Consider the following 10,111-nt stretch of genomic DNA (forward strand, 5'->3'; position numbering starts at 1 on the left):
AATGTGCCAACAAGACCTGTTGTCACCTGAAAAGTCGGCCACGCGTGCTGCAATGCAATCACTGCCATCACCAGATGTCATTGACTGGGAACACTATTTTCGCAAACACCAAGCTCCCGCTGACCAAGTGGTTTCTGGCGATGCACCTGTTGTCACAAACCAAAACAGGTTTGTCAGCGATGGAGCTAAAGCGCCAGTTGGGCGTCAAATATGACACCGCCTGGATGCTCAAGCACAAGCTGCTGCAAGCCATGAAAGAGTCCGATGACAAGCAGCCCATCAGCGGCATCATTCAGCTCGATGATGTCTACTGGGGTGGCGAGCACCGTGGTGGCAAACGGGGTCGGGGCGCGGCAGGCAAGACGCCATTTGTGGCAGCAGTGGCCCTGAACAAGGAAGGGCATCCAATCAAGATGCGGATGACGGTGGTCGATGGTTTCAAAACCAAGTCCATTGCTGATTGGGCAAAACGGCATGTTGCCAGTGGTAGCGCGGTGATATCCGATGGATTGGCCTGTTTCAGGGCGGTGAAGGAGGCCAATTGTGAGCACCTGGGTGTTGTCACCGGGGGCAACCTTGACTTGCTGGATCATCCGGCATTCAACTGGGTAAACACGATGATAGGGAATGTGAAGAACTCGCTGCGGGGCAGTTGCCATACGCTCGGAGCGAAGCATTTACCGAGACATCTTGCTGAATACTGCTTCCGGTTTAATCATCGTTTTGACCTCAAAAGCATGTTGGTTGAATTGGGGCATGCAGTCGTGGCAAGCCCTCCGATGCCATATCGGCTCTTGAAGCTGGCTGAGGGTCATGGGTAATCAGGAATCCCTATCGGGTAGTTGATCCCGACAACAAGTCGATACTTGTTGCCAGCGATGTTAAATACCACTCTGTCATTCCCCACAAAACTGGCGCTGCGATAGACGTCTTTAATGTCTTGTGGGGTTGCCCATGTCGCCTTTCTTGCTTCGTCATACCATGATTTCAGAGGCTGTTCGGCGTCAGGATGGACTGTCCAGAAGGCTTCAAGCGTTGGCTTTGCGAGCACTCTCATGTATGTCCCCCGTTGCTTCCCATTATGGGAAGTTTGGTGTTATACGCAAGTGAAAGTTTCCCTTTCTGGGAATTTTTAGCAGTGTTGTGCCGGGTTTGTGGACACGTAGTGTGGGACTGAACCTGAGCGTGGAACTGCCGCGCTTCGCTTGCCGGCCAACTGTGGCACGGCGACAGACTGCGCTAGTCACCGTGTCCCAGTCGGCTCATTTTGAGCTACACACCTGATTGCCACCTGCATCCAGTCGTGGATATAAGCCCCCGCGTTTATAACTGACGTACTGGCACCCCGTGCCGCTATCGGTGATCACTTGCACGCTGGGTTCGGAGGGGGGCGCGATAGGGCCAGAACCAAAGCAAAAACCGGTAAATAATCCCATCCCCCAAAGAAAGATGTAGTAAGCGATGTCATTCATACAGTTCCCTCGAGGTTCAGTGCCCGTGCACGCTGCATTTGTGCGGCATCCCGAATGCAATCATGGAGGGAGTTGTGGGAAACGAACCAATCCGGTTTTTGCCAATCGTCCAGGTAACCTTTGGTGCCACCGGATAGCGCATCGATGTAGGTCCGCACATCGCGTACCTCATTGAAACGCCATGGTACCGGCAGACCGAAGTCTTCGAACAGGGTGGCCAAGATGGGGGGATCAAAGTCGGTGCCACGTGCAAAGAGCTGTGCACCTTGGATAAAAATTGAGAAGAGGGTGAGCGCTTCGCGAACAGGCATGGAGTTGCCATTGATGATGCTATCGCGGGCTTCTTTACTACGACTATTCCACCACTTCACCGTGCCGGGGTCGACAGTACGGCCTGCCAGAAGCTGTTGCGTCACATCGAGCTTGAGGTGCAGCGTTGTTTCACCATCCTCGAACAGAACTCCATTGTTGAACAGGTTGCGGAGTTCTGTGAGCTCTTGCGCGTTCCTGTCAAAGCGAACGGCTGACAGGGTGAGCACTAGGGCCCGTTTGTCCGTGGCTAGCGTCTCGGTATCTACTACGACGGTATTGCCGTCGCGTTGTTGGGCGATGTTATCAGTCATCTTTGTTTCCTCTCTGGCTATTGGGATTCGAGTGATAGCAGCCGGTCTGCCACGAATGCGACGGTGTCGCCGCCGTTTGGTGTCATGGCATCGGCCTTGTTCATAAGGTGGGTGAGCAGCACCTCTCGATGATCTGGGCGAACGTTGGCCAAGCGTGTCCTGGTCGCCTCGGCAATGAGGTGGTGTACATCTGGTCTGCGTGCAGGAGAGCGCTGGCCATCAGCTGGCACCCCGAAGAACTCGGCATTACTGATCGCCTCCTGGCTGCGTTCGACTGGCGGCAGAGGCCACATCCGCAGATCGACAGTATCGCGCAGCCGGTCAAGCTGGGCGCGGGCCTCCTCAGCGTCCCCATCGCCCAAGGCATCCAGCAGCGCCAAGGCATCATCAGCGCCGGCGGCCGTCATGCTGGCCAGCCAAGCCGCTGGATCCCCGGACTGGGCAAGCAAGCCCCGCACATCCTTGAGCTCCGCCTGGTGTTTTGCCTCCCGGCGTCTGGCTTCGGCTTCAATTTGATACGGTGATGGCTGGTTTGGAGATTCGAACGGATGACGTTCGGTCACTTTTAACTCACCATCCCGGATACAAACTGACCGGTCCCCTGCCCTGACAATCAACCCGCTCCGGACCATGGCCACCTCTTCCCCACTTAGCCCCAAATGGAATACATTCTTATCACTCAATGGATCCTCTTTAGATCCTCCGTGATCGTCCCGTACAGTTGTTGCCAGAGCTCCAAGGGGGAAACCCCCTTCGCTTCGCTCGGTACCCACTAACTCGCTGCGCTCGCCCACAGACCAAAACCCGCTGCCCTGGGCTTCCGCGGTACTCTGTGACCCACACTTGCGCAGCACCCATTCCCCCACACGGGTCTGCTGGATGAGGCCGTCAGCGGCCCGCACGCCCACAAGCTTGGTTTGCGGTTCGCCGTACTGATTGGGTTCGGCAAAAGCGGTGCGGTGGATACTCAAGGGGCGTTCATCGCGCCGGCAGCAGGGGCCGCCCATGGCTTGGGTGAAGTTCTTCCAGTCCACCGCGTCGGCATAGCGCCGGCACTCTTCCATGATGGGGCTGGCCAGCGGGGCCACGACGATCCCCTTGGCCTCTTGCAGGCGGCCAGGTAGCCGGCGTAGCTCCCGCCAGATCCCGACCGGTGGCCCTTTCAAGGGTTGGAACTGGCGCAGGCCCCAGAGCGAGGCCCAAGCCCGCACTCGGCGGGCGCCTTCGGTAGCCGCGGTCTCGGCTTCCAGATCGCCTTCGTCGCCGACCCGGTACCCGTCGATATTCTTGGCGATGTATTTGACGATGTAGCCGACGGCACCACCCTTCTCCTTGTCCATTACCTTCCAGTCAAAGCGGGGCGTGATGTCGCTATAGGGCTTTTTGCTGTCCGGGTGGCGTTTGCGTTCCAGGTCGCCTTTGTCATGACTCAGGGCATAGCGCTGCAGGATACCGATCAGCCGGTGCTGGTGCTCGGGTTTGACCCAGATCAGCAGGTGCCAGTGGGGCGTGCCGTCGTGGTGGGGTTCGACCACCCGAAAGCCGAAATAGTCGATAGGGTCGGCCAGTAGGAACTCCCCTCGCTTGACCAGGTTGCGATCGAGGGCAGCACGGCAGCGCTTCCACAGCTCGCTGATGTAGTGTTGCGAGTCGCGGGGGGATGAGCCGTCGTGCTTAGGGTTCTCCTCTGTGCTGTCTGGCCCGCCAGCCTGGGAGGCTCGTACCGTCTTCCAGGGGTGGAAGCGGCTCGGCGCCGTCCAGGTGAAGAACAGACCCACATAACCCATTTCGTCAGCTACATCAGAGAAACCGCGCGCCCGAACAATCAACTCATGGCGGCGGTTCTCCGGGTTGGCGATGGAGGCTTTTACCGCATCCTCCAGGCTGATGGTGATGTCGTCCTGGGCGTTATAGGCTTCCATGTCCTTGAGCCAGGCCGCCGCCATCCGCTGGCGTTCGATAAAGGCCTGCAGGCCCTGACTGGACACGTAAGCGGATACCCCTTTGCGCACCTTGCCGAGCAGGATGGCGCAGTGCTCGCAATACTGGTCCCAGATCTTGCGTAGGCGCCTGGCCCACCACTTGGGGGCGAGCCAGCGGATAAGGTGGTGGGTGATGAAGTCGTCGCGGCTTGCGGCCGTTCTGAACTTGGGCAGGCGGGGCAGCATGCCCCAGGCGTCGACCGGTTGTTTGCACATGTTCCACAAATGGAGCGGCGGCACCTGCTGATCGCCGAAATCGGTGGCGGCATTGAGCAGCCGAATGACCCGCTCGGCATAGTTGACGGCCAGGCACTCGCGACTCTCTTTGGTGCGCAGCTGCTCAAGGGGTTCGGGGATAACGTTCTGCACCTGGCGCAGGGTGGTGATACGGCTTGATAGCCAGCGGTTGGCCTCCTTGGTGATGGCCACCCCCTTGAGCACATCAGGGGCTCGTCGGCGGCAGTAGCCCACGAACAGCTCGGCGCGCAGGTCTTTGGGCAGTTGCACCCCTGACCCGCCGCCGGCGCGGGGGATGGGGCGATCGAGCAGGTCAAGCGCCCAGTCCAGGGCATAGGAGCCCTGGATCCCGTCGAAGTAGGAGCGGATGGCCGCTATCTGGCTGTCGAGATCGAGCGCTGGCGTAGGCCGGCGAGCGGGTGGGAGGCGTGAATGAGTCAAGGAGCACAACGCCATGCGGCGCGTGTTCATGATGCTTTTCGCTTGGGCCTTGACGGCTGCGGCCAATTTCCAGGCAGCAGGCTGCCTGGGGGATATGGGTTTAGCGTCGAACAGATCGGGGTGGAGCGACATTAGAACGGCAGGTGCTCATTACCGCGCAGCCAGGCAAGTTGGAGTTCCAGGCTGGCAATGACGCTCTGTGTCACAGTATATGAGCGCCGAGAGTGGCGGCAGTGCCTGGCGACTAGGCTGCAAGTCGCGCTCCGGCGTGGCTGTATGGCGAGCAGCTTTTTGAGCAGCGCACGACGTGGGTCCAGCTCGGCCAGCTCTACTTCTGCTATTGCTGACCAGGCCGCGATTTCAGCAATGAGCTGCGTTTCCCGTTCATGGACATCAGGGATGTTTTTCATTTTGGCAACCTTCATCAGAATGGCAGTGGTGTATCACGCAGCAGGTGGGCGAGGCGCTGAGCCTGTATCGCGGCCGTTACGATGGCCTCGGCGCGGGCGCGGCGCTCTTCTCTGCATTCGAACAGCAGGCGACACAGGGCGAACTTGGGCGCCGGCAAGCGAGCTGTTCGCAAGATAAGGAGCTGGCGCTGGTACCGGCGAAGGGTTGCCAGCTTCACCGTGGCGATGGCCAGCAGGGTGGCGATGTCGGCTTCAAGTTCGTTCTCGACTTTGGCCTGTGCGGTGGCAGGTATCGGGGCACGCTTGGTCATCTGATCACCTCGCCTAGTCCATGCAGGGGGGCGCACTCTTTCCACCAGTCGCCGATTTCGGTAGCAAGCGCGGTTTCCCCCTGGCCGAGTGCCAGCCAGTAAATGGAACGGATCGCCCCAAGGGCCAGAAGCTCATCGACATCTGTTCTGGGGCAGCCGTTGGTTTTTATGTATTCCGCACGGTATGTCAGCCAATTCATGCGCAGACCACTACTCATCGGACCGGATTCGGTGTCTTCATCATCGCCACTGTCATCATCCAGCAACGCGTCTGGGCTACTTGTAGCCACAAGCTGGATCTGAATGTGCTGCGGGCCTGACCATACGCTGCCCATGCACACCCGATTGTCATCAGCTCGGGCGGCGAATATGTCAGCCAGTAGCCCCTCGATCAGTTTGGGGGCCTGGCGGGCGATCTTGATGGCGTCGCTCATGGTGCTATCTCCTGTTCCTGCTCACGGCGGTGTTGTATCGCTCGTGGGTCATCAGCTGAAATTCTCGGGCGCGCAGTGGCCGAAACAGTCGGTAGCGCAATCCCACGTCGATCACATCCCCTCGGCCGCCGATGAGCTGGCGCGGGAGCTGGCTGGCTAACAAGGCTGCCGCCTTTTCCTGGATCGCGGCCGGTATCCGGCCAATGCATCTGAATCCGTCCATTGCATCCTCCTGGTTGTGTTATCGATGAGCCCCCACGAATAGAGGCTCAGCGATAAGGCCGGCGAACCGGCCAGATGTTATGGCTTGGGTTGGTCGGCGGTGTTGTTGTCAGGATCATTTGGCCAGGGGCCGGCACCGGTCAGCAGCCAGAAGGTGTGCATCATCAGCTCAGGGTGATTCGCGACCTTCAAAAACAGGCCTCCACCTATCTCGCGATAGCCGAGCTCGTAGTTCTTCAAGGTGGTCGGTGGGATGTCCAACTTGTCTGCGAACTTGGGGCGGCTCAGTTTCAACTGCTCACGCAAATGACGCAGGCGTGTCCTGGCCTCGTGATTGAGCGGGGATTCGTTGGTTTGAATAGGCATGGACATGGTTAGGCTCCTTGATGGGCATTGAGACGATTGATGTGACCAAACAGAGAAGCCCAGACCAGTGCGTTGGCGCGCTGGCTCAGGATCGTCAGGTCGTTTTCCGAGTAGCGGGCGGCATATGGGCCAGCAATACGGCTGTTCTGGATCTTGCGGTTGCGCAGCGCGCAGGGGATTGCTAAAGTTGCCATGTCAATTTCCGTGATAAGTGATTGATAGGAACCCCGTTAGGCGATTGCAGCGCCGTTGACCGGGGTTTTTTCTTGCCCGCTATTTGCGGTTAGGACTTCTTTCAAGACACTCCTTTTCTGTGCCAGCTCGTCTGTTGGTCGTGTGTTCTCCTCTTTGGTTTTTTCTTCTTGCTGCGGTATCAGCGCATCGCGCCATTCTTCGTAAGCCATGGCTTCTTGGAACAACGATTGATACCCAAGGCGGCGAACGGCTAAACGCAGCGCTTCCCGATCTCCTTTCCCAAGTGGGAATTCGGGTTTTGCCAGTGACATTGGCAATTGGGCGTCATAACAAATGGCGTCGCGCTGGTGTTGATTCAGTCGGCCCCAGTACGTGGCGACCCTCGATTTCGTGCGATAGATGGCGGCATGCATTTCTGCCAGCGCTCTTTCGGCGGCACTCGTTTGTAACGTGTTCATCGTTTCCTCTCCTCACATCGCCAGTGCCGCAAGGGGCGACACCACTTGAAAGCGCTGTTCGACGTCATTGATCAGCAGCGCCACTGAGCCCATCGCTGCGGCGGCAATGCTCATGAAAGAACGGTGCTCGTTGCTGGTGATGCGACCGCGCTCCGTGAGCTCCAGCGTGCGCTGGCCGATGCTCGCGATTTGTGAGTTCAGCTGGATCACCTGGTGTGTCAGAGAGGGCGCCCGCTCTGCATCGGGAATAGCGACAGCAGTCAAGCCGCATTCAAAAAGCAGGGCATCGAGCAACGTCTCGTCTTTGGTCACGTTGTAGAGGGCGATCAGGTCATCACCTGACAGCTTGTGTTTCTGCTGCTGGTTGAACTTGTTGCGCAGCACATGGGCCGACATACCTATGCTGGCGGCCAACTTTTCTACGTTGCGATCCTTCACGAAACCGGTGCAGGCACTGCGGTAGTGGGGGTGTAGGTTTCTGGTGGTATTCGACACTCTGATTTCCCTCCAAAGGTCGTTATGGTTAAGCCGCAAGCCTGAACTGGACCGCGGGGAAAGCACTGGCCATCTGTTTGGCGATGAACACATGTACTTTCACCATGACCAGCTCGTTGCCTCTGGTTTTCTCCATCACATCGAGGCGGCCAGCCTTGACCCATGAACGGGCGGTATCGACCGAGATTCCGATCCACTCGGCAAACCTGGCAATAGGCATCAGCGGCGGGGTCTCTGGTGAAATCACGATATTGATTGCGCTAACCGTGGCCGTTTGGGCAGGAGCTGACGCAGGGCGAATATGGCGTGGTGGCATGGGGCTATCCCTTACTGCGCTTGAGCTGGCTGGGCTGGCTCGGCTTTTAACTTGCCGCCGGTCAGCACCTCGATCTGGTAGGCACGCCCTTTAGGGATTGTTTCTCCCCAGCAGGAGACAGTGGCCATGTTGATTCCCAGAGCCTTTGCAGTCTTGGAGACCCCACCGAAGTGGTTGAGTACATCCGTCTTTTTCATCACTAACCCCTTTGAAGTTTTAAACAAAAGATTGGAACTCCAATCATCAACTTTGGAGTTTTTATCTTTTTAACTTTGGAAAGTCAATTATTGAATTTAAAAACTTCAAAGTTCATGGGTGTTAAAATTTCCAAACTATGAAAAATGAACGCATCAAAGAACTTCGAAAAAAACATGGACTTACCCAGCGGAAGCTGGGCGAGCTCATTGGTGCAACTGGACCATCTGTATCTCAGTGGGAAAGCGGTGATGTGTCGCCTAGTGCTGATTATCTAGTCGCCTTGGCAAGGGTATTCGGTGTATCTGCTCACTGGCTTTCTACCGGAAAGGGTTCACCCGAGCTCTCCAATGTCGAGCCGGCGGTGATCCCGCAAGGAAATCGAGTCCCGATTCTCAGCTATGTTCAGGCTGGCCACTGGCGTGGGATGTGTGAACAGGCGACAAGCTTTGATGGCAATGTTGAGTATGTGGCGGCCAGTGTTGATATCGGCCCGTGCGGGTTTGGTCTTTGGTTACGCGGCAACTCCATGACCCCATTTTTCAATGAAGGGGATCTGGTGATCGTTGATCCTGATGAGCAGCCACGCCCTGGCGACTACGTGGTAGCCAAGAACGGCAGTGAAGAAGCCACGTTCAAGAAGTATCGCCCCCGTGGCATTGATGAGAACGGGCAAGAGGTATTTGAGCTGGTACCGCTCAATGATGATTACCCCACCATGCACTCCGACCGTCAACATATTGAGATAATCGGAGTGATGGTTGAACATCGGAGCTTTAGGAAAAGATAGAGGTGTGTCTAACTTTTTCTGCTGTTATTAGGGGGCATTCGTGGGTTATTGGTTAGCGTTTATTATTGTATTGCTGCTAGTTTTTCTTGTTTACGTTGTTATTGGTTCTGCTCGCGTTTTGCTTCTTTCACCAGAAGAACGGCAGAAAAGAATAGATGAGCTGAGGGCCAAGCAGGCCGCGCTGAAAACGACTCAGCGTACGAATGAGAGCAATGACGAACACCGCCACTATCCTCATAGCTATTCAGGGCGACCAACTAATAATCTTCGAAAATTTGAAAATGACCTGACAACTATGTGGGCTGGCGATACAAAGCCTGTCGAGTTCACTTATGTTGCTAGCGATGGTGATAGAACCAGAAGAACGGTCAAGGTAGATGAGGTTTCTTTTAATTCCAAAGGTCAGTTTTACCTGAGTGGTATTTGCCTTGTTCGTAATGATCGCCGCACTTTCAAAGTGGATAATATTGAAACCAAATTAAAGGTTGGCTCTAAGAGATACGATTTTGAAGAATGGTGTGTTGAGATGCTAGATATCCTTCCCTCCGAGGGATTTCCGCAAGCTTATTTCGATTCTAGGTCATGACAGTCAGAAAGCTGGACCTGATTACCCATGACCCTCAGCCAGCTTCAAGAGCCGATATGGCATCGGAGGGCTTGCCACGACTGCATGCCCCAATTCAACCAACATGCTTTTGAGGTCAAAACGATGATTAAACCGGAAGCAGTATTCAGCAAGATGTCTCGGTAAATGCTTCGCTCCGAGCGTATGGCAACTGCCCCGCAGCGAGTTCTTCACATTCCCTATCATCGTGTTTACCCAGTTGAATGCCGGATGATCCAGCAAGTCAAGGTTGCCCCCGGTGACAACACCCAGGTGCTCACAATTGGCCTCCTTCACCGCCCTGAAACAGGCCAATCCATCGGATATCACCGCGCTACCACTGGCAACATGCCGTTTTGCCCAATCAGCAATGGACTTGGTTTTGAAACCATCGACCACCGTCATCCGCATCTTGATTGGATGCCCTTCCTTGTTCAGGGCCACTGCTGCCACAAATGGCGTCTTGCCTGCCGCGCCCCGACCCCGTTTGCCACCACGGTGCTCGCCACCCCAGTAGACATCATCGAGCTGAATGATGCCGCTGATGGGCTGCTTGTCAT

16 protein-coding genes are annotated in these 10,111 nt (G+C 56.4%); 3 read left to right on the top strand and 13 right to left on the bottom strand.

Going from position 1 to position 10,111, the window contains the following annotated elements:
• Positions 1–821: IS1595 family transposase (locus CAK78_RS04895; RefSeq protein WP_094696553.1), on the top strand; the 821-nt coding region annotated here is incomplete at its 5' end.
• On the opposite strand, the gene CAK78_RS04900 is transcribed toward CAK78_RS04895, so the two are convergent.
• The 12 genes from CAK78_RS04900 to CAK78_RS04955 all read right to left on the bottom strand — a co-directional run bounded on the left by CAK78_RS04900 (position 812) and on the right by CAK78_RS04955 (position 8,159).
• Positions 812–1,057, bottom strand: a complete 246-nt coding sequence (locus CAK78_RS04900; RefSeq protein ID WP_094696554.1) for a type II toxin-antitoxin system HigB family toxin — start codon at positions 1,055–1,057, stop codon at positions 812–814. The genes CAK78_RS04895 and CAK78_RS04900 overlap by 10 nt on opposite strands.
• Positions 1,058–1,468: 411 nt before the next feature.
• On the bottom strand, positions 1,469–2,095 hold the full coding sequence (locus CAK78_RS04905) for a 3'-5' exonuclease (protein ID WP_094696555.1): 627 nt from the start codon (positions 2,093–2,095) through the stop codon (positions 1,469–1,471).
• A gap of 17 nt (positions 2,096–2,112) precedes the next feature.
• A complete protein-coding gene (locus CAK78_RS04910) occupies positions 2,113–4,755 on the bottom strand; it encodes a replication endonuclease (protein WP_176452676.1) in 2,643 nt (880 codons plus the stop codon).
• 131 nt (positions 4,756–4,886) lie between these two features.
• Entirely contained in the window at positions 4,887–5,165 is a 279-nt protein-coding gene (locus tag CAK78_RS04915) for a hypothetical protein (protein ID WP_094696557.1), read from the bottom strand.
• A gap of 14 nt (positions 5,166–5,179) precedes the next feature.
• Positions 5,180–5,476, bottom strand: a complete 297-nt coding sequence (locus CAK78_RS04920; RefSeq protein WP_094696558.1) for a hypothetical protein — start codon at positions 5,474–5,476, stop codon at positions 5,180–5,182.
• On the bottom strand, positions 5,473–5,910 hold the full coding sequence (locus CAK78_RS23435; protein ID WP_441296579.1) for a hypothetical protein: 438 nt from the start codon (positions 5,908–5,910) through the stop codon (positions 5,473–5,475). The genes CAK78_RS04920 and CAK78_RS23435 overlap by 4 nt, the downstream gene beginning before the upstream one ends.
• 300 nt (positions 5,911–6,210) lie before the next feature.
• Positions 6,211–6,498: a helix-turn-helix domain-containing protein gene (locus CAK78_RS04935; protein WP_094696566.1), complete on the bottom strand. Its 288-nt coding sequence runs from the start codon at positions 6,496–6,498 to the stop codon at positions 6,211–6,213.
• 8 nt (positions 6,499–6,506) lie between these two features.
• Complete coding sequence (locus CAK78_RS04940) at positions 6,507–6,692, bottom strand: hypothetical protein (protein ID WP_017412429.1); 186 nt, start codon at positions 6,690–6,692, stop codon at positions 6,507–6,509.
• Positions 6,693–6,728: 36 nt separating this feature from the next.
• The gene (locus CAK78_RS04945; RefSeq protein WP_094696560.1) at positions 6,729–7,151 is read right to left on the bottom strand and encodes a hypothetical protein; all 423 of its coding nucleotides are present in this window, start codon (positions 7,149–7,151) and stop codon (positions 6,729–6,731) included.
• A gap of 12 nt (positions 7,152–7,163) precedes the next feature.
• Positions 7,164–7,646 carry a phage regulatory CII family protein gene (locus tag CAK78_RS04950; protein ID WP_254924711.1) on the bottom strand — a complete coding sequence of 161 codons (483 nt, stop codon included), beginning with the start codon at positions 7,644–7,646 and terminating at the stop codon, positions 7,164–7,166.
• A gap of 28 nt (positions 7,647–7,674) precedes the next feature.
• On the bottom strand, positions 7,675–7,962 hold the full coding sequence (locus CAK78_RS22785) for a hypothetical protein (protein ID WP_176452677.1): 288 nt from the start codon (positions 7,960–7,962) through the stop codon (positions 7,675–7,677).
• 11 nt (positions 7,963–7,973) lie between these two features.
• The gene (locus CAK78_RS04955; RefSeq protein ID WP_094696562.1) at positions 7,974–8,159 is read right to left on the bottom strand and encodes a Cro/CI family transcriptional regulator; all 186 of its coding nucleotides are present in this window, start codon (positions 8,157–8,159) and stop codon (positions 7,974–7,976) included.
• A gap of 137 nt (positions 8,160–8,296) precedes the next feature.
• Between CAK78_RS04955 and CAK78_RS04960 the strand changes: the two genes are divergently transcribed.
• Together CAK78_RS04960 and CAK78_RS22610 are read left to right on the top strand one after the other, a co-directional pair.
• Positions 8,297–8,947 (top strand): LexA family protein, encoded by a 651-nt coding sequence (locus CAK78_RS04960; protein ID WP_094696563.1) that lies wholly within the window; start codon positions 8,297–8,299, stop codon positions 8,945–8,947.
• 40 nt (positions 8,948–8,987) lie between these two features.
• Positions 8,988–9,533 (top strand): WYL domain-containing protein, encoded by a 546-nt coding sequence (locus CAK78_RS22610; RefSeq protein ID WP_141214123.1) that lies wholly within the window; start codon positions 8,988–8,990, stop codon positions 9,531–9,533.
• A gap of 21 nt (positions 9,534–9,554) precedes the next feature.
• On the opposite strand, the gene CAK78_RS04970 is transcribed toward CAK78_RS22610, so the two are convergent.
• The coding region (locus CAK78_RS04970) for an IS1595 family transposase (protein ID WP_141214124.1) at positions 9,555–10,111 on the bottom strand (557 nt) is incomplete at its 5' end.

Origin of the sequence: Aeromonas sp. A35_P, from assembly GCF_002259925.1 — a bacterium.
Lineage (GTDB): Bacteria > Pseudomonadota > Gammaproteobacteria > Enterobacterales > Aeromonadaceae > Aeromonas > Aeromonas dhakensis.

Bases quoted from the DNA above. Each gene is read 5' to 3' on its own strand.
- CAK78_RS04900 (WP_094696554.1), bottom strand. From the start codon at position 1,057: ATGAGAGTGCTCGCAAAGCCAACGCTTGAAGCCTTCTGGACAGTCCAT.
- CAK78_RS04905 (WP_094696555.1), bottom strand. From the start codon at position 2,095: ATGACTGATAACATCGCCCAACAACGCGACGGCAATACCGTCGTAGTA.
- CAK78_RS04915 (WP_094696557.1), bottom strand. From the start codon at position 5,165: ATGAAAAACATCCCTGATGTCCATGAACGGGAAACGCAGCTCATTGCT.
- CAK78_RS04920 (WP_094696558.1), bottom strand. From the start codon at position 5,476: ATGACCAAGCGTGCCCCGATACCTGCCACCGCACAGGCCAAAGTCGAG.
- CAK78_RS23435 (WP_441296579.1), bottom strand. From the start codon at position 5,910: ATGAGCGACGCCATCAAGATCGCCCGCCAGGCCCCCAAACTGATCGAG.
- CAK78_RS04935 (WP_094696566.1), bottom strand. From the start codon at position 6,498: ATGCCTATTCAAACCAACGAATCCCCGCTCAATCACGAGGCCAGGACA.
- CAK78_RS04940 (WP_017412429.1), bottom strand. From the start codon at position 6,692: ATGGCAACTTTAGCAATCCCCTGCGCGCTGCGCAACCGCAAGATCCAG.
- CAK78_RS04945 (WP_094696560.1), bottom strand. From the start codon at position 7,151: ATGAACACGTTACAAACGAGTGCCGCCGAAAGAGCGCTGGCAGAAATG.
- CAK78_RS22785 (WP_176452677.1), bottom strand. From the start codon at position 7,962: ATGCCACCACGCCATATTCGCCCTGCGTCAGCTCCTGCCCAAACGGCC.
- CAK78_RS04955 (WP_094696562.1), bottom strand. From the start codon at position 8,159: ATGAAAAAGACGGATGTACTCAACCACTTCGGTGGGGTCTCCAAGACT.
- CAK78_RS04960 (WP_094696563.1), top strand. From the start codon at position 8,297: ATGAAAAATGAACGCATCAAAGAACTTCGAAAAAAACATGGACTTACC.